The organism is Paenibacillus sp. WC2504 (assembly GCF_052682475.1).
Map to the genome: position 1 here is coordinate 2328327 of NZ_JBQZFH010000001.1, position 18671 is coordinate 2346997.

General features: G+C 43.5%; 17 protein-coding genes. 15 read left to right on the forward strand and 2 right to left on the reverse strand.

Translation table 11 applies throughout. The annotated features are described in order from the left end of the window. The first annotated feature begins 56 nt into the window (after positions 1-56). Positions 57-662 (forward strand): DedA family protein, encoded by a 606-nt coding sequence (locus tag ACUN27_RS10275; protein ID WP_315951579.1) that lies wholly within the window; start codon positions 57-59, stop codon positions 660-662. Between the two features lie 67 nt (positions 663-729). Here the strand turns inward: ACUN27_RS10275 and ACUN27_RS10280 are convergent, their stop codons facing one another. Continuing rightward, on the reverse strand, positions 730-1494 hold the full coding sequence (locus ACUN27_RS10280; protein WP_445558833.1) for a YheC/YheD family protein: 765 nt from the start codon (positions 1492-1494) through the stop codon (positions 730-732). 121 nt (positions 1495-1615) lie between these two features. On the opposite strand from ACUN27_RS10280, the gene ACUN27_RS10285 reads away from it, so the two are divergent. The 3 genes from ACUN27_RS10285 (at position 1616) to ACUN27_RS10295 (ending at position 5004) form a co-directional block, all read left to right on the forward strand. Further along, complete coding sequence (locus tag ACUN27_RS10285) at positions 1616-2278, forward strand: phosphatase PAP2 family protein (RefSeq protein ID WP_326062364.1); 663 nt, start codon at positions 1616-1618, stop codon at positions 2276-2278. 1 nt (position 2279) lies between these two features. After that, a complete protein-coding gene (locus ACUN27_RS10290) occupies positions 2280-2828 on the forward strand; it encodes a hypothetical protein (protein WP_315951573.1) in 549 nt (182 codons plus the stop codon). Positions 2829-3810: 982 nt separating this feature from the next. Beyond that, a complete protein-coding gene (locus ACUN27_RS10295; RefSeq protein WP_445558834.1) occupies positions 3811-5004 on the forward strand; it encodes an acyl-CoA dehydrogenase family protein in 1194 nt (397 codons plus the stop codon). A gap of 1331 nt (positions 5005-6335) precedes the next feature. Here the strand turns inward: ACUN27_RS10295 and ACUN27_RS10300 are convergent. Then, the gene (locus ACUN27_RS10300; protein WP_315951570.1) at positions 6336-6893 is read right to left on the reverse strand and encodes a DUF420 domain-containing protein; all 558 of its coding nucleotides are present in this window, start codon (positions 6891-6893) and stop codon (positions 6336-6338) included. Positions 6894-7119: 226 nt separating this feature from the next. Here ACUN27_RS10300 and ACUN27_RS10305 point away from each other — a divergent pair, with 226 nt between their 5' ends. The 11 genes from ACUN27_RS10305 (at position 7120) to ACUN27_RS10355 (ending at position 18617) form a co-directional block, all read left to right on the forward strand. Then, entirely contained in the window at positions 7120-7758 is a 639-nt protein-coding gene (locus ACUN27_RS10305) for a helix-turn-helix transcriptional regulator (protein ID WP_315951569.1), read from the forward strand. Positions 7759-8081: 323 nt separating this feature from the next. Next, positions 8082-9047, forward strand: a complete 966-nt coding sequence (locus ACUN27_RS10310) for an ABC transporter ATP-binding protein (protein WP_445558835.1) — start codon at positions 8082-8084, stop codon at positions 9045-9047. Positions 9048-9064: 17 nt separating this feature from the next. Then, positions 9065-10051, forward strand: coding sequence for an ABC transporter ATP-binding protein (locus tag ACUN27_RS10315; protein ID WP_445558836.1), 987 nt, complete (start codon positions 9065-9067; stop codon positions 10049-10051). Continuing rightward, complete coding sequence (locus ACUN27_RS10320) at positions 10048-11157, forward strand: amidohydrolase/deacetylase family metallohydrolase (RefSeq protein WP_445558837.1); 1110 nt, start codon at positions 10048-10050, stop codon at positions 11155-11157. The genes ACUN27_RS10315 and ACUN27_RS10320 overlap by 4 nt, the downstream gene beginning before the upstream one ends. Positions 11158-11245: 88 nt before the next feature. After that, complete coding sequence (locus tag ACUN27_RS10325; RefSeq protein WP_315951562.1) at positions 11246-12787, forward strand: ABC transporter substrate-binding protein; 1542 nt, start codon at positions 11246-11248, stop codon at positions 12785-12787. Between the two features lie 26 nt (positions 12788-12813). Beyond that, the gene (locus tag ACUN27_RS10330) at positions 12814-13731 is read left to right on the forward strand and encodes an ABC transporter permease (protein ID WP_315951560.1); all 918 of its coding nucleotides are present in this window, start codon (positions 12814-12816) and stop codon (positions 13729-13731) included. A gap of 26 nt (positions 13732-13757) precedes the next feature. Beyond that, complete coding sequence (locus ACUN27_RS10335) at positions 13758-14594, forward strand: ABC transporter permease (RefSeq protein ID WP_315951558.1); 837 nt, start codon at positions 13758-13760, stop codon at positions 14592-14594. 35 nt (positions 14595-14629) lie between these two features. Beyond that, entirely contained in the window at positions 14630-15883 is a 1254-nt protein-coding gene (locus tag ACUN27_RS10340; protein ID WP_445558838.1) for a threonine synthase, read from the forward strand. A gap of 23 nt (positions 15884-15906) precedes the next feature. Further along, on the forward strand, positions 15907-17064 hold the full coding sequence (locus ACUN27_RS10345; protein WP_326062371.1) for a M20 family metallopeptidase: 1158 nt from the start codon (positions 15907-15909) through the stop codon (positions 17062-17064). Positions 17065-17068: 4 nt separating this feature from the next. Next, on the forward strand, positions 17069-18115 hold the full coding sequence (locus tag ACUN27_RS10350; RefSeq protein ID WP_326062372.1) for a serine hydrolase domain-containing protein: 1047 nt from the start codon (positions 17069-17071) through the stop codon (positions 18113-18115). Between the two features lie 37 nt (positions 18116-18152). Beyond that, positions 18153-18617 (forward strand): RidA family protein, encoded by a 465-nt coding sequence (locus tag ACUN27_RS10355; RefSeq protein WP_326062373.1) that lies wholly within the window; start codon positions 18153-18155, stop codon positions 18615-18617. Positions 18618-18671 lie beyond the last annotated feature (54 nt).

Here is an 18671-nt window from a genome sequence, read left to right on the forward strand (position 1 = left end):
TCTCATGTGTTTTTCACATTCCTGTGATAGGATCAATTCGAGGCAGGTGAAGAAAGATGAATCATCATTCAATGATCTTGTTAATCACCCATTATGGTTATGCCGGTATTTCTATAGCACTTTTCCTTGGAATTGTTGGCATACCGTTACCGATCGAGATTATCCTGCTAGGTGCAGGCTATATAGCCGTTAAGACTAATTTACATTTGGGTGGCATTATCGGCTTCGCCTGGCTAGGAGCGTGTGCTGGAATGACAGTGAATTACCTCCTTGGGAAAAGTATTGGGCTCAAGCGGATTAGCAAAGTAACCAAGTGGATTAAGCTTTCTGAAAGCAGATTAGAAAATTGGGCAGAGCAGTTTAAGAAGCACGGGGCTATCTTACTATTAGTAGGCTTTTATGTGGCTGGTCTTAGACATGCTGCTCCTTTCATTGCAGGGGCGATAAAATTGCGGTTCACTAAATTTATGAGTATCTCGTATTTTGGTGCAATGGCCTGGATTTTAGTTATCGTTTTTCTAGGTCAAAAGCTTGGTAAAGCATGGGACCACATTTTTATGCATTTCCATCATCCAATATGGCTAATTGTCGCGGCTTGTGTAGTCGGTCTTGGTTTGTTGGGAGTTAAAATGATGGTACGTCAACAAAAATTGCCCTCTTAAAATTAAACAGCTCCAATCTCCTGTTTAAGAGGATTGGAGCTTTTATACGCGGCTAAAGTAACCATTATTATTTGCGTTTTACACGTAAGAACCGGCCGTTTGCTCTCGCATACCGCAGGACTTTGAAGAACATTTTTTTATCTTTTAATTGGTTGAAAATAAAAGGGTCAGGCGCCGTGTTGACTTCTAGCACCCACGGTTTTAAATTTTTATCAATTCCAATATCAACACCAATTTCTTTAAATCCGGGATAACTCTTCTGGTAATGCGTTGCAATTCGATACCCTAAATGTCGTAAGCTTTGGATATAATCACTTTTCTTTTGATTCTTTAAATAGGAACCAAGTAATAATTCTAAGGGCAGCGGTTTGCCGCTATTATGAAAGTTCGTCACTATCTTGCGGGGATGAGCAACTCGGCCGATATAACCAGTTGCTTCCCAATTTTTATGAGGGGTTCTTTGAACCATAATACGTGTGTCGAAGATTCGCTTCTGGTGCGTTAAGAGATGAATACCTTGCTGAACAAGATAGGATCTGTTTAACTTGGCTTTGCTTAGAGCAGCGAATAGGCCTTGAAACGTAGCAAATGATTTGGCAGTTTTGCCAGCCTGAAAACGGAATATTTCATTTTTCTCTACACGAATAACACCTTGTCCTGAAGAGCCATTGATTGGTTTGACATAAACCATTTTATGCTTATTTAGCATTTGAAGAAGGTTCGATTGACTGTAGACTCTTGTTTCCGGAACAAATTTGCGAAGTTCTTTGTTTAATAAGAGCACCTTTGTTTTGACCCATTTGCTGCCCACTGTTCGAGCTCTATTCACCATTCCAGCACCTCTGTTTTCGATATCTTACGAGTTATCATATTCAAATGAAGTTGAGGGACTTGGAGTAGAGTTTAGTAAAAAAATTAAATTTTTTTAACAGATAAAGGGGATTTATGAATAAATGAATTTGAAGATACAATTAACCTGGGCTTTTTTTATAAGCCTCTTGAGCGCAATTAGCTTTGGAGCTATAGCGTTCTTGGTAACCGATCATAAGGTGGTTCAATTCGACAAGGTGATCATTTCGTTTGTTCAAGGGTTAGAAACGCCGCCTCTTACAAGCATTATGAAATTCTTTACCTTCATAGGGGGAGGAGTTCCAGTTGTCGTTGTTACGCTAATCATTTTGTTTTTCTTGTATAAGGTTTTACATCATCGAAGTGAGTTGATTTTATTTTTAAGCGTTGTCATTGGCTCGGTGATTTTAAACGAAACTTTAAAACTTATTTTTAAACGTGCAAGACCGGTTTTACATCGCATCATTGATGCAAATGGGTTTAGTTTTCCGAGTGGGCATTCAATGGCTGCTTTTAGCTTATACGGTGTTGTTGCTTTTTTGCTTTGGCGGCATATTGCAACTGCTCTTGGTCGTAGCATGTTAATTATAATAAGTATCATTATGATAATGACGATAGGAATCAGCAGAATCTATTTGGGCGTACATTATCCAAGTGATGTTCTTGGTGGTTTTCTAGCAAGCGGTAGTTGGTTAGCCATTTCTATTTGGTATTATCAGCGATATCAGGAAAGGCGATATGAAGAGGATATGAGAGGGAGGGGTTAAGATGAGCTCTCAGCAAAATTTAGAAGTAAAACAATCATGGATTCCTAAGAAAGAACGCATATGGGTATTTGGTGCGATGGCTGTGTCCACAATCTATCTAATATGGCAGCTGTGGAGTCTTTTTCATTTACCATCAACAACCATACACAATCGCAGCTTTGAGCATATATTCAAAGATTATGGCTCCAATGCCCGTATAGTCCTGTTCGTGGTGGTAGCGAATTACATTTTAGCTTTTATCATTAAACAAGGCATTTTGGGGAAATTCGCTCATCTGAAAAAAGGATTGGTTATACTACTCCGTATTGTCAAGAAATATCATGTTTCATTTGCTGTTCTCGCCATCGCACTTATTATACTCCATACAGTTGCTGTGTTTATGTTTGGTTTTAAATGGGATTTCAACAACATTAGCGGGCTTCTTGCATTAATCGTGCTATTACCGGTACCGGTTTCGGGTTTACTCCGCTACAGAAGGCTCGATAAGAAATGGCATTTAAGATGTGGACTAGCATTTGCTGTTTTATTTTTGATTCATGCATTTTTATAATGAGTTGTTGGACTTAAAGGGAGTAGCTCGCCACGCGGCAGCTGCTCCTTATTCTTATTCTTATTAAGCTAAAGGGCACAATACTTCCAATATGTGGTACCATTAAGTCAGCGATATTGTTTTTAGTATCGCTAGTAATGGTGAGTCCTTGTTCTTGGAGTACGGCTATCCCACTTGGTCAAAAGAGTTTAATGTAGAGAATGTGGACACCTTTGTAGATAAACACCAAAGAGTCTGGTTACGGCCATCTGATAAGGAGCAAGCAAAAGCAGAGATTTTTTAAAGCTTCTTCATACATCCTTAAAGCCTTTCTTGGATCAGGTGTATGTATCGCGGATCTAACGGGGAATTTTATAAAAAGTGGTGGTGTAATGAGTGATATCGTTATTAGTAAAATAAATGAGTTTTTTCATGAATTAGATTTCGTGAAGGTTAATAGTAATGGAAAAGTTGTCTTCGAACATAAAAACGGATTCTATAAGCTTACTAAGGTGAAATCCACAGTTATTTTCTTGAATATGCAAGATCGGTTCAAGAAGTCCATCATAATTGTTATGAGGATGTCGAAGAGTAGCAGCGACAGTTGCTGAATGAATAATCAAAATGCTTGTTATAACCCAAATATATATTTGGATCTAATGAAGCTTATTTAAATTCAAGACTATCTCAGGGATGTATAGTGTTATTTCTAACAAATACCATTAGCAGTTTGATTGTCTCTCGTGGTCAGTGGAGGCAGCTGTTAATTTCTTTAATTTCTTTCATTATCTTTTATGTACTCTATCTGTTTTACATGGTAGCAACTGGTGATCCGAATCGTGATGTTGATGATAATCCTGCTAATGGACTAGTGTTAATCGGACTCGGTATTCCGTATTCATTCATAAGTCTTTTTATTGGAACAGTTCTAGGAATAATAATAATTAAATTAAAAAAGCAAGTTCTTATGAAGGCTAAATTTACATGCAGAGGAGAGAGACAAATGACTGAGAGCATAGAAACAGATATATATATTCGTAATAGACGAGAGGCAGAGATTGCGCAACGTTCTGATCGATTAGCCGCTCGCTTCGCGAATCGTTCGGCACATCATGATACAGAAGGAAGCTTTCCGTTCGCCAATTTCGCGGATCTTCATGAATCAGGCTACTTGCAGTTGACAGTGCCGCGAGCTTACGGCGGAGAGGAAGCGTCGCTGTACGAATTGGTGCTTGCCCAGGAACGACTGGCGCGAGGCGATGGTTCAACAACGCTTGCGGTGGGCTGGCACGTTGGTTTGCTGCATCAGCTGCGCTATACGAATGCTTGGCCGGAAACGTTGTATGCACGGTTTTGCCGAGAGACGGTGGAAACAGGTGCGTTGATTAATCATTTGGCGACGGAACGGGCAACAGGGAGTCCGAGTAGAGGGGGAAGACCGGAAACGAAGGCCGTTGCCACAAAGGGCGGATGGCTGCTGAGTGGACGCAAAACCTACAGTACGCTGAGTCCGATACTCACATGTTTTACTGTTTCGGCGGCGATTGAGGGTACGGAGGAAACAGGGGATTTTTTTGTGCGTTCCGGATCTGGCGTACGTGTAGAAGAAACATGGAACACACTTGGTATGCGCGCTACGGGGAGCCACGATGTGGTGCTTGAGGACGTATTCGTGCCAGATGACCAGCTTGTTCATCGTTCGGGAACACCACGTGAGGAGCGCAGACCCGACGAAGGTGGCTGGCTATTGCATATTCCCGCTTGTTATATTGGGATTGCACATGCAGCTAGAAGCTTTGCGATTAACTTCGCGCAGCAGTATCGACCGAACAGCTTGACCACACCGATAGCTGAACTACCGAATATTCGGCGTCAAATCGGTGAAATGGAAATTGCGCTTGTAACGGCGCGCACGGTGCTTTATTCGGTTGCCGATCGCTGGGACCGGGAACCTGAGCGGCGCAAAGCGCTAAAGCCGGAGCTGGGCTTGGCCAAACATGTGGCCACGAATCATGCGATCTCGATTGTAGATACAGCGATGCGTATCGTCGGTGCTGCGAGTTTGTCACGCAGTTTACCATTGGAGCGGATGTATCGCGACGTGCGGGCAGGACTGCATAATCCACCGATGGATGACATCGTGGTTAACGGATTGGCGCAGAGAGCTTTGGATGAAGTGAAACTTACGAATTCATAAAAGCCGATGGCAAGAGGATGTAAATTAAACCTTCCTAGAATTTAGGCACTTGTGAAAGGTGCTGTCTTACATTTTGGCGGGGGAAGATTTCATAGGTAATATTACGAACATGCCTGCACGATTACATGATTCAATAGTTGAGGGGTTTGCTAAGTGGCAGGCTCCTCTTTTGTTAAATCAAGTAACGGTAAGATAACTTCGGTAGAATTACATATATAAAATATTGAAAATGTTATAAATATAGAGTAGGATCACATCCACTGTGAATATTTATTCCGTAGAAGTTGGACAATAATGGGAACTATTCTACAATGCAGGGGTGTTTGGCGTGAGCTCTAATTCGTATTGGTATTTAGGTCTGAGCTTCATTTGTATCATTTTACAGGTCATAGTGTTTTATAGAAAACGAAGCATCCACACCTATATGCAATTCTTTATTGGAGTTGAACTCTTATATATCGTCGAGGCCGTCATCTATATCTTCAACGGGAGCTACGAGTACCACCCTAAACTGCTTAGCAATCATTATTACGACAGCCATCTTGGAGCTATAACATCTAATTTAATCTCCATACCATCCCTCGCTCTAATCCTTTCGGTATTTCAACTAGGCTGGTTTTGGATAATTGGGTTTATCGCTCTGCTAGCAGGGATCGAATGGCTTTTCGTCAAACTGCATATCTATTCGCTATATTGGTGGCGGATTGGATATACTTCATTGGGTCTCCTCTTTTACTTCCCGTTGATAAAAAAGATGTATCCCTGGATGCTTAAGGCTAGGAAAGGAGCCTCACGCGCGTTTTTGCTTTTTTTATGTTTGGGTCCTTTTTCTGGAACCGTCCAGTTCTTACCCTTCATGTTATTCTATAGCAGGGTTTACCGGCCTGGATGGTTTACGGATCCGGCATATGACACCAGTGCTTTCGCTATTGTTTACTATCTATCCTTTGTACTCGTCACTACCCTACTGCTTATGGTAAGTTGGAAATACCGTTGGATAAAATATGTCTGTCTAGAGACAATCCTTATACTGATAACCGTGCTCTTGAAACAAAGTGGAATCTTGATAAGTCAGATATGGTGGGACGTTTACCTGTATCTTTTGTTTCCTTTGTTAACCATGAAGATTGGAGTGATCTTTAGCAAACATTTGGCAAGGGGAGAATCCCCTAGATTCTAATCCCGCGCGTCTGCGAGCGTTTACACTAACGGAGAACGTCGTTTGTTCAATAAACATACATTGGGAGGCTGCCGGCATGATCGGCGGCCTCTATTATGTTAATGGTCAGTAGAGTTGCCGAGCTGCTTACAATTTTAATTCTAGATCCCCTTTAATAATACGGATTCATCATTAGGAACACGACAACCCCGGTTAAGCTCACATATAACCATATCGGCATTGTCCAACGGGCAATTCTACGATGTTTATGCAATTGGTTAGTCCAACCCCATACGAGAGTGAACAAAGCGAGTGGCACGATGATGGCGGCAAGAATGCTGTGAGAGATTAGAATGAAAAAATATATCGGCCGAATAATGCCTTCACCACCGAACAAGGCCGTCTCCGAGGACATGTAATGAAACGTTAAGTAGGAGACAAGGAACAACAGTGTAGAAGAGAAGGCAGCTAGAATGAACCCTTTGTGAAGCTTTACGTTCTTCCGTAGGATCGCGATCAAAGCGGCAAGCAGAAAGATGAAGGTGAAGCTGTTTAACACCCCATTGATTCTTGGAAAGATGGTAAGATCGAAATTTATCTCTCCCTTGTAACCAATCGGTGAGAAGAACAAGAGTAATATAACAATATTTGCGACAAGTGAAATGGTGACGATGGCAGCCGTGTAATTTTTGTTGCTAGCTTGCCTTGGTGCATGGTTGTTTGCGCTCATTTAATCAGAAAATCTCCTTTCCTACCACATGGTAATGGCTTCATTATAAGCCGTTTTGTCGTACTGTAATCAGACTATGATGTCAAAATAGCGAAAACTTATTGACGATTTATAGTCTTCAAAAGGTATTGCAGTAATGATATTGCTAAATGACAAAAATAAGGTTAGAATATGCATTAATAAAAATTTTAATGTAGTATTATTTTTTTTAAGGTGTGTGATGTGATTGGAACATATAAACGATGAACTTGGAGCTTTAAAGCAAATTATTAAAGGAATTGCAACGCAATTCGGGGATAAATGCGAAGTTGTCCTTCATGATTTGACTGGTGATTATGAGCATACAATTGTAGGGATTGAGAACTCACATATTACTGGAAGAAGAATTGGTGATTGTGGGAGCAATTTGGGACTGGAAGTTTTGAGAGGTTCTGACAAAGACGGTGATCGCTATAACTATATCACGCAAACGAAAGATGGAAAAATTCTTCGATCTACGTCTATTTACCTCAAAAATAATAATGAGGAGATTATCGGAGCCATTTGCATAAATATGGATATTTCTGATTTGATTATGGCTGAAAAAGCACTTAAATCGATCACTATGCACAGCATGGAACAAGAAACGGAAGAAGTATTCGTTAATGATGTGAGTGATTTACTGGACTATTTGCTTCAACAATGCCATAACGAGATAGGAATACCGGTTTCCCATATGGGGAAAGAGGATAAAAAGAAAGCGGTCCAATTTCTCGATAGACGAGGAGCATTCCTCATTAAGAAAGCTGGAGATAAGGTGTGCCAGTTTTTGGATATCTCTAAATTTACTCTCTATAACCTACTCGATGAAGTTCGCGTGAAATAAATTGTGCGAGAGCATAGGAATAAAAAACCGATCAACTTACTTACGTTGGTTGGTTTTTTTTCATTAAACGAGATAAGTGTATGGAATGAAATCTAACATATTTTCGGGATGTGATAGACTTTCTTTTGGGAAATAGATGGAATCTCATTTTAGTGTTAAGTACATGTCATGTAATTTATTATTGGAAGGGCTTACTTGGTAAAAAAAGCATTGACGGGTCGTTTTTTTTTGACTATATTAATAAAAAGAAAAAAATTAATATAATATAAAAATTTTTAATATTACCTTGCGGTGATGAAAATCATAGATAAAGGAGGCACTTGATGGTTCAGCCACTACTATCGGTTGAGAATTTAAAAACCTATTTTGTCAAAGGCGAAATCGAAGTGCATGCTGTTGATGGTATTGATCTCACTATTTATCCTAAGCAGATTGTTTGTATTGTTGGGGAATCGGGTTGCGGGAAAAGTATGACATCTTTATCCATCATGGGGTTGGTTCCAAAGCCACATGGTCGGGTGGTAAATGGGCAGATTTGGTTTGGGGGTCAAGATTTACTTGAGTTAACGGAGAATCAACTATCAGCGATTAGGGGAAACGATATTTCGATGATTTTCCAGGAGCCGATGACATCGTTGAACCCGGTGTTGACGATTGGCGATCAGATGTCGGAAGTTCTTCTCAGACACCGTAAAATAACGAAACAGCAAGCAATGGAACAGGTCGTTAAAATGCTTGAATTCGTTGGTGTAGCAAGGGCAAAGGATATCGTGAAGGAATATCCGCATCAATTTTCCGGTGGAATGCGACAGCGTGTGATGATCGGCATGGCGATGATATGCGAGCCAAAGCTTTTAATTGCAGATGAGCCTACAACGGCTCTAGATGTGACAATTCAAGCCCAAGTGCTTGAGTTGATGAAGCGCATGCGTGATGAATTCGATACCTCGGTGATGATGATAACCCATGATTTGGGTGTAGTAGCTGAAATCGCTGATCACGTAGTTGTTATGTATGCGGGCCAAGTGGTTGAAAGTGCATCAGCCGATGCTTTGTTTGAGGATCCGCTTCATCCCTATTCCCAAGCACTGTTGAAATCCATTCCTTCGCTTGATGAAGAAAAAGAGATGTTGTACTCGATTCCAGGTACGGTACCGGATTCATCAAAGTATCCAGTTGGATGCCGCTTCGCAGAACGATGCGAACGGGCACAGCCCTCCTGTACTCAAAAAATGCCTGAACTGCGCGAAGTGAAGCCCGGTCAGTTCGCTAGGTGTGATCTAATCTAACAGAAAGGATAGATATAATGAGTGATCAGCTGCTAGAAGTTTCCAATCTCAAAAAATATTATCCGATCCAAGCTGGACTTATACGTCGAACAATTGGACATGTGAAGGCCATAGATAATGTTTCCTTTCAAATAGGTTATGGCGAAACGCTTGGTATTGTTGGGGAGTCGGGCTGTGGGAAATCGACCTTGGGCCGAATGATTATGCGTGTTCTAGAACCGACGGAAGGTACCATTTTATTCGATCAGCAAGACATCACCAAGATGCACGGTAAGACGCTTCGCCGCACACGTCGAAACTTTCAAATGGTATTTCAAGATCCTTACGCATCCTTGAACCCTAAGATGATGGTTGCAGATATTATAGCGGAGCCACTGCTGATAAACGACATCATGAACAGAAAAGAAGCATCCGAGAAGGTTAATCAATTAATAGATCTGGTTGGTTTGCGTCAGAAAGATTTGCGGAAATATCCGCACGAGTTTTCTGGTGGGCAACGGCAGCGTATAGGCATTGCACGAGCATTGTCATTAAGCCCTAAGTTAATTGTGGCAGATGAGGCGGTTTCAGCTCTGGATGTATCCATTCAGGCGCAGATTCTTAATCTAATGACGGAATTGAAGAAAGAATTTAATCTTTCTTATATGTTTATTTCGCATAATCTATCCGTAGTCAAGCACATTAGCAATCGCGTTGGTGTCATGTATCTAGGGCATTTGGTGGAGATAGGAGATAAGGATAGCTTGTACCAAGAACCGCTCCATCCGTATACGAAGGCGCTGTTATCTTCTTCACCTCATGCGAAAAGAAGGGTTAAACGGGAGAAAATTATTTTGCAAGGAGAAGTGCCGAGTCCCGCTAATCCCCCGCAAGGTTGCCCGTTCCATACCCGCTGCCCACAGGTGATGGAGGTTTGTAAATCAGTAAGACCGCAGCTGCAAGAAATTGTTCCAGGACATTCCGCAGCTTGTCATTTATACGAAACGGCAGGTGTATCGTTATGAAAGATCAGACGCTTGTAAAAGTTATAGACCCGTTGAACCAAGAGACATACAAAGCACTGCTGAAGAAGACGGAGGATGGCTACCGACTAGATCGTTCATTCCCGGATCATTCATCACAGGAGCCTGAGTTTTATTTGAGTCCAGGATGGATTGATCTCCATACACACGTTTACGATGGTGTTGCCAACCTCAGTGTACCCGCAGACGAAGCAGGTATTCAGAACGGCGTTCATTTGGTTGTTGATGCAGGTAGTGCTGGGGAAGCGACTTTGCCGGGGCTTCGGAAGTATGTTGCTCCTGCTTTTCAGACGGAAGTTAAGGCATGGTTAAACATTAGCTCCATTGGGCTTGTTCATCTTCGTGAAGTTGCAACCTTGGATCATATTCATGTAGATAAAACAGTGCAAGCCATCGCTGATAATCGCGATTTCGTCTGTGGCGTCAAGGTTCGTTCGAGCGGCGCCATTGTTGGATCGATGGGACTCCAACCGCTTCAATTAGCCAAACTGGCAGCATATGAGGCTGGCGTGCCGGTTATGGTACATATCGGTGAAGCGCCTCCGCTCATTGATGGCGTATTAGATCTTTTGGACGAAGGAGATGTCATAACCCACTGCTTTCATGGGAAAATCGGACATCCATGGTTAAAAAATGGCAGACCGGTATTGGCACTCCAAAAAGCCATCGATCGAGGCGTTAAACTGGATGTGGGACATGGGGCGGCAAGTTTTAATAATGAGATATGCCGTAATGCAATAGCTGCCGGATATGCGCCACATACCATTAGTACGGATGTACATATTCGCAATATTCGCGGTCCGGTTTATGACCTGTCTACAACGATGACCAAGCTGTTGGCATGCGGCATGCCACTTGAAAAGGTGATTGGCGCAGTAACGATTGCACCATCACAGATTTTACAGATGAACAATTGGTGTTCTCTCAATGGAATTCTCGATCGAGCAACGTTATTCGAAGTTGATGGGCAGCGTCCAGAAGGTCGCGATTATCGCGATTCACAAGGCAAACTACTAGCACCTGAACAGTTCATAAAGCCATTCGCAGTTATCCAAGCAGGTCAATTTACAGCGTGCAAGACGTCGTAGGATCAGCAATTTTTATACATCAAACAAGTCCAGTCATATGAGTATGTAAGCTAATCTATTCAGTGAGACCATTTTAGGAGGAATTATTGTGAAATTAAAGCTTATACTGGCAGCTATGTGTTTGACTATGGCTTTATCAGCTTGCACGAACTCGAATGGCGGCTCCTCTTCTCCATCTGACAAAGGAGCTAGTGCGGTCTCTTCCAAACCGGCTAAGGACACATTAACGGTAGCGCAAGATATTGATGCAGGAACACTGGACCCGCAAAAGCAAGGCAAAATACCGGACATGGGTATTCTGATTAACATGTTTGATACATTGGTTACACGCGATGAGAATAACAAATTGGCTCCATCACTTGCTACCGAATGGAAAGCGCTGAACGATACGACTTGGGAATTTAAGCTTAGAGAAGGTGTGAAATTTCATGATGGTGAGCCGTTTAATGCAGATGCTGTGAAATTCAGTATCGATCGTCTTAATAATCCTGAAACGAAATCACCGATCGTTGAGCTGAAAACGGTTAAAGAAGTGATTGTTGTCGATGCCAAAACTGTAAAAATTATTACCGATGGTCCCGATCCCATATTGCCTAATAAGATGACGTTGTTTGGCGGCGCAATGGTTCCTCCGCAGTATATTAAGGAAAAAGGCGATGAGAATTTCGCGAAAAATCCTGTTGGTACAGGTCCATTTAAATTTGTTTCCTGGCAAAAAGATAGTCAAGTTACAATGGAAGCCAACGCTGACTACTGGCAAGGAGCCGCCAAATTCAAAAAGCTTGTCTTCAAAATCATTCCGAACCCTTCTAATATGGCTGCAGCAATCAGAGCGGGGGAAGTGGATATTGCATCTGGTATCAAACCCGATGTGGCTACACAGCTGAAAAACCAATCCGATCTTAAAGTCGTATCAAGTCCTGGGATCCGCACATTTTACATTTCATTAGATACGAAAGCAGGACCTTTGGCCAAGAAGGAAGTTCGTCAGGCACTCAACTATGCCATTGATGTGAATACCATCATCAAAACCGTGTTGGATGGTAATGCTGCGCGTGCGTCTACATTGGTCCCTAAGGAGAACTTCGGATACGATCCGGCCATTGCGCCATACGAATATAACATCGAGAAAGCCAAGCAACTGCTGGCGACTGCCGGTTATCCTGATGGTTTCGCGATTACATTGGATGCGGATAATTTGGAAGTAAACAATGTTCAAGTCATTGCGGCACAGCTGGAGAAAATCGGGGTTAAGGTTCAGCTCAACTTGATGGACAGCAAAACCTTAACGGCTAATTTGGTAGCGAAAAAGACTTCACCTATGTATTTTATCGGAAATACAGGATGGACGATGGACGCAATGAGTAATTTTCAGTCCTATCTAAAAAGTGACAGACGTTATAACAGATATCCTAACGCTGATATTGATAAACTCGTCGATGAAGAAGAACAAAGCATAGATCCACAAAAACGACAAGCTGCATTCACAAAGCTGCAAACGATTTTAAAAGAAGATGCACCTTTCATCTATTTGTATCAAATCAATGGCCTATACGGAATCCGCAACAATATTGATTGGAAACCGAATCCGGTCGGCATCTTGTCCATGTACAAAGCATCCATTAAATGATTTGTCTGCTGCGGAGGTGATATCTATTGCTTTCTTATATACTGCGTCGCTGCTTTTATGCCATATTTGTCTTATTTGGGGTAGCGACGGTCGTATTTCTAATTACAAGGCTGACTGGCGATCCGGTAGCCATTATGCTGACACCGGATGCTACGGCTGAACAGGCGCAAGCGCTTCGGCATTCTCTGGGCATGGATAAACCCGTCATTGAGCAATATGGCATTTATCTATTGAATTTACTCCATTTAGATTTTGGAGTTTCACTGCGCTACGGCGAGCATACGTTGCAACTTATTATAGAAAGGATGCCGGCGACGATTCAACTCGCCGGAGCAGCCTTGCTATTCTCTCTTGTCGTTGCTATCCCTGCCGGAATTATTTCGGCCATTAAACGGGGGACAGTGATAGAGAAGGGGATCATGTCGTTAATTGTTTTTGGCCAGTCCATGCCTGTTTTCTGGGTGGGGATTGTGCTCGTCTTACTGTTCTCCGTTCATTGGAGAATATTCCCGACGGGTGGTATTGGCGGATTCAGCCACATCGTACTACCTGCCTTTGCGCTGGGCATTCATCTCTTGGCACTGGTTGCCAGATTGTTAAGGGCATCGTTGATTGAAGCACTCGATTCTGATTATATTCGTACAGCCAGAGCCAAAGGGTTGGTTTCAGTGGTTGTCATTTCGAAACATGCTTTACGAAATTGTTTGCTACCGATCATTACGATCGTTGGCTTGGAGATTGGAGCTTTATTGGGAGGATCCGTAGTAACAGAGACCGTATTTGCTTGGCCAGGTGTTGGACAACTGCTGGTGCAATCCATTTATAACCGTGATTATCCGTTGGTTCAGGGAGCAATCATCATTTTGGCCGCTATTTTTGTACTGGTTAATTTAATTGTTGATATCTGTTATTCGCTTGTTGATCCTCGTATCCAATATAAATAGGAGGGATACCTACGTTAAAACGAATAGTGAATGGGAAATATGGCAGTCTGTTTAACTGGTTATCACTATGCGTGCTTGGCGGCTTTCTCATTATGGCCGTGACCGCAACGAAAATATCACCGCATGATCCGAACGTACAGGATTTATTAATGCGCTTTAAACCGCCTTTTTGGCTTAGTGGCTCCGAAGATGGCTATTGGCTGGGCACCGATAATATGGGACGGGACTTGTTAAGCCGTATAATATATGGCAGTCAAGTTTCTATCCTTGTAGGTGTGGCAGCCGTAGTGATATCAGGCGTACTCGGAACGATCATAGGCTTGTTATCTGGATTTTACAGCGCTTTGGATCATCTCATGATGAGGATCGCAGATATCCAATTGGCTTTTCCTACGATTTTATTAGCTCTAGCGATCGTGGCTGTCATTGGAGGCGGCTTAAATAATTTAATTATTGTCCTTGGCATTACAGGTTGGGTGCCCTATGCGAGAGTGATTCGCTCAGAGGTTTTGAGCATACGATCCAGTGATTTCGTCGTTGCAGCGCAAACCATTGGGGTTAGTGACTTTCGCTTGCTGTTTAGGCATATCCTTCCGAATATTTTTTCACCGGTAATTACCATTGCTACGTTCCAAGTGGCGTCTGCTATCATTGCGGAATCTTCACTGAGTTTTCTTGGGCTTGGCGTGCCTGTCAGTGTACCCAGCTGGGGTAACATGCTGAACCAAGGTCAGTTGTATATGGAATCAGCTTGGTGGATTTCCGTATTCCCGGGCTTGTCCATTATGTTGATTGTGTTAGCCATCAATATTTTGGGTGATATTTGGAGAGATAAACTGAATCCGAAAGCCAAAGGGCGTTAAAAAAAGTTAAGCAGTTTTTAGGAGGAAGAAAGCAGATGACTTGGTCTTATGCAACTCATTATTCCTGTGATAATTGCACGGAGAGATTCGAATTAATGCAGCCTTTAAATACTTGCCCAAGCTGCGGGGGCTTGCTGGAAATTCAGTATGATATGGACCGTATGAAGGTTGAACTTCAACCGCAGTTATTTGATTCTCGCGAACCCTCGATGTGGAGGTGGCATGAATTTTATCCCCTGCAGGACGGTGCTAACGTTGTATCAATGGGAGAGGGCGGCACACCGCTTTTACCATCAGTATACGCTGGAAAGAAGTTAGGGCTGTCCAAGCTGTATTTTAAAAATGATGCGTTGATGCCTACTGGTAGTTTTAAGGATCGTGGATTTAGCTTGGCGGTCAGTTTTGCCAAAGAGTTGGGGTTATCACGGGGGCTGACTTACAGCTCCGGGAATGCGGGAGCTTCATTCGCTGCGTACGCAAGCCGGGCGGGGCTAGATGCAACGGTGTTGGTCGAGTATTTGGCTAACCCGATCAAGAAAGCAATCATTGGCTTGTACGGGGCTCATACGGCTACTTTACATTTTGAAAGTATGACGGATATTTCTGCCATGCTTGAGCAAGCCGTGAGGGATCTGGGTTTATATCAGTTTGTAAATTTCATCAATCCGACTAGGCACGAAGCGATGAAGAGCTATGCTTATGAAATTAGCCAGGCATTGGGTTGGAAGGCTCCGGACGTGATGATTCACCCCGTAGGTACAGGTGGAGGTATTTGGGGAGCTTGGAAAGGTTTTTGTGAATTGAAGCAACTGGCGTGGATCGACGCGCTCCCCAAAATGGTTGCAGTGCAGCCGAGCGCTACGGGGCCGATTGTTCAGGCGTTCAAACAGGGAGCAAGGCAAGCGGAGAGACATGGTGATCCTACCCAAACAATTGCTCAAAGTATTGCGGCTGATGCTCCGATTCAAGGAGGTCGCCGGGTATTGAATGCGATTTATGATTCAGGCGGATTCGCAGAAGTTGTGACGAATGAGGAGATCATCGAAGCGGTGCAATGGCTGGGCAACGAAGGGATTTGTGCTGAACCTGCTTCTGCCGCCTCGCTTGCGGTGCTGAAGCGGGCTGTCTCCGATGGCCTCGTTCAGCCGGACGATTGCGTCGTATGCGTTATTACCGGAAGCGGCTTGAAGCAGCCATCGGTCATTCAACAGGCAATAGCGGAATCGGAACTAACATTGAACGCGAGCTTTGATGATTTGAATAAACTTTTGACCGATTTATGGAAGTAGACTACAAGGTTGGAGATGATGTTGTGCAGCAACCAAGCCCTGTAATTAAAGCTTTAATGACATGTATATCGCATCCTACTCCAAATCCGCCTGGTGAAGTAGCTGAGGTAGCAGATTGGTTGGAGAAATGGGCGAAGAGCTTCGGTGCACAAGTCGTACGTCAAACGGTTGAACCGGGTAAGGACAATGTCATTATTACGCTGGATTACGGTCCCGGTCCATGTCTCGTTTTCAATACCCATATGGATGTTAATTCTCCCAAAGGACAAGTGTGGTCAACTCCGCCTTTTGAGCCGAGGTTAAGCTTGGATGAGGGGAAGCTCTATGGAGTTGGTGCTTGTGATGCCAAAGGCAGTCTAGTTAGTATGATGGCAGCTTTGGAAAACATCGCAAACGATCCGAGAAATCTGAGCGGTAAATTAGTTCTTACTGCCGTGATGGGGGAGGAAGCCGGGGGGCTCGGTACGCTCCATTTGGTTCAGCAAGGAATTCAGGCGGATGGTGCGGTTGTAGGTGAGCCTACTGGGTTGGACGTCGCCATTGCGCATAAAGGCACCTATATGCGACGGCTGCGTTTCCTTGGACGAGCTGCACATTCAGGACGACCGGAGCTTGGTATTAATGCGATCATCCATTCATCAAAATTCATTGTGGAGTATGAGAAGTTGAACACAAAATTGTCTCTTACTCCTCATGCGCTGCTTGGACCGGCCAGTGCGGTAGTAACGATGATTCAGGGAGGAACTCGGCAAAATACGATTCCTAATCAATCGGAAATCATCATTGACCGTAGGTTGATTCCTGGTGAGACGCACGCGGATGCGGATTCAGAGCTTCAAGAGATCCTGGACGCATTGAAAATATCGATACCTGAGCTAACGCTAGACCCAATTGACGTTGTGGTAGCTACCATTCCTTCCGAAACAATGGCAACAGAGAGAATCGTTAGTACTGCCCTTGAAGCGGTTGAACAAGTAGTGGGGAAACCGCAAACTCCGTATGGATTCAGGGCGGGCTGTGATATGAGCAAGCTGGTGACAATCGCCGGCATTCCAACGATCATTCTGGGACCAGGCAGTTTGGATCAGGCGCATGCGCCTGATGAATTTGTCGAGATTTCTCAAGTTGAACAGGCGGTACACATTTATGAACGCATTGCCCGACAATTTATAGGCAGGTGATTGAATGAGCAGAATAACTGAGTTTTTGCAGCAGGCTCGTAATGAGAAAGCATTCTCCGGTGCGGCTTATGCCATTGGAAATTCAGATGGAATTACGGAGCAGGGGGCGGTAGGAACGCTCTATTGGGACGGACCATCGGTGCAACCGGATAGTATATGGGATCTGGCTTCTGTGACCAAGCCCATCGCTGTATTACCATTGATGGTTATGCTAGAGCACGGTGAATGTTATTTGGATGATGTGATTGCTCATTTTTTGCCCCACTACAAAGATACGGATAAGGCCAACCTGACGCTCCGTCAACTACTCGCGCATACAAGCGGGATACCTGGACAGCAGCCCTTATATCAGACATCGCCTACGAAAGAGGAGCTATTGGCTGCAGTGAGAAATCTTCCGCTGCGATTTGCGCCTGACACCGATGTTGAATATTCCTCACAGGGTTACATGATATTGGGGGAAATCATAGAAGCAATTGCTGGTGACAGTCTGGATGTCGTGCTTAAGCAGATGGTATTAGAGCCGATTGGGATGAGTCAAACCCTGTTTAATCCAGGCGCACAGTTGCACCCGCGTATTGCCGCAACTGAATATTGTGAGTGGCGTGGCACTACCGTGATTGGAGAAGTTCATGACGAGAATGCAGTCGTGATGGGAGGAATGGCTGGTCATGCGGGATTGTTCAGCACTGCCGAGGATATGAGTCAGCTTTGCCAAGCGATGCTTCGGTTAGGAGAAACTGCAAAAGGCCGTTTCTTACAGCCAGAGACGGTTCGTCTGATGACAAACAATCAGACATCTTCTTTAAAACTGGCCAGAGGGCTTGGATGGCAGGCGAAGGATAGGCATGATTCTCCTGCGGGTGACTTGTTCTCCATGTCCTCCTATGGGCATACCGGTTTCACGGGAACCAGCATATGGATGGATCCGGAAGATGATGTGTTTGCTGTACTTTTGACAAATCGCGTTCATCCTAAACGTACCAGCACGGCTATCAAAAGGATTCGCTCCATTTTCCACAACTTGGCTTTTCTGTCGGTAAGAAGTTAGTGTTTATCAAATATACGGAAATTAACGGAGGACAACGATGAGTGTAATTTCGAGCAGATTAAAAGAATTAGGTATTGAGTTGCCAGTTCCAGGTGTACCTGTAGCAAAATATGTGCCAGCTGTAACAGTTAACAATCTGGTCTATACATCAGGCAATGATTGCCGTAAGGATGGAAAGCTTATTTTTGAAGGAAAGCTAGGAACGGATTTGACGATTGAACAGGGACAATTAGCAGCAAGACAAACGATGATTAACCTGCTAGGTGTATTGCAAGCGCATCTGGGTGATTTGGATCGGGTGGAGAAAGTAGTGAAGCTATTAGCCTTTGTTAACAGTGCGAGTGGCTTCGAGGATCAGCCGTATGTCATTAATGGAGCTTCGGAGCTGCTTGAGTCTGTTTTTGGTGAAAATGGCAAACATGCCAGATCGGCCATTGGCACATCCGATTTACCTTTTAACACGCCAGTGGAAATTGAAATGATTGTTCAAATCAAATCATAGGATGCCGCTTCTCGTTCAGTAGAGCGGAGGAGGTAGTTTTAAAAAAAGAAATCG

Bases quoted from the DNA above. Each gene is read 5' to 3' on its own strand.
- ACUN27_RS10275 (WP_315951579.1), top strand. From the start codon at position 57: ATGAATCATCATTCAATGATCTTGTTAATCACCCATTATGGTTATGCC.
- ACUN27_RS10280 (WP_445558833.1), bottom strand. From the start codon at position 1,494: ATGGTGAATAGAGCTCGAACAGTGGGCAGCAAATGGGTCAAAACAAAG.
- ACUN27_RS10285 (WP_326062364.1), top strand. From the start codon at position 1,616: ATGAATTTGAAGATACAATTAACCTGGGCTTTTTTTATAAGCCTCTTG.
- ACUN27_RS10290 (WP_315951573.1), top strand. From the start codon at position 2,280: ATGAGCTCTCAGCAAAATTTAGAAGTAAAACAATCATGGATTCCTAAG.
- ACUN27_RS10295 (WP_445558834.1), top strand. From the start codon at position 3,811: ATGACTGAGAGCATAGAAACAGATATATATATTCGTAATAGACGAGAG.
- ACUN27_RS10300 (WP_315951570.1), bottom strand. From the start codon at position 6,893: ATGAGCGCAAACAACCATGCACCAAGGCAAGCTAGCAACAAAAATTAC.
- ACUN27_RS10310 (WP_445558835.1), top strand. From the start codon at position 8,082: ATGGTTCAGCCACTACTATCGGTTGAGAATTTAAAAACCTATTTTGTC.
- ACUN27_RS10315 (WP_445558836.1), top strand. From the start codon at position 9,065: ATGAGTGATCAGCTGCTAGAAGTTTCCAATCTCAAAAAATATTATCCG.
- ACUN27_RS10320 (WP_445558837.1), top strand. From the start codon at position 10,048: ATGAAAGATCAGACGCTTGTAAAAGTTATAGACCCGTTGAACCAAGAG.
- ACUN27_RS10340 (WP_445558838.1), top strand. From the start codon at position 14,630: ATGACTTGGTCTTATGCAACTCATTATTCCTGTGATAATTGCACGGAG.
- ACUN27_RS10350 (WP_326062372.1), top strand. From the start codon at position 17,069: ATGAGCAGAATAACTGAGTTTTTGCAGCAGGCTCGTAATGAGAAAGCA.
- ACUN27_RS10355 (WP_326062373.1), top strand. From the start codon at position 18,153: ATGAGTGTAATTTCGAGCAGATTAAAAGAATTAGGTATTGAGTTGCCA.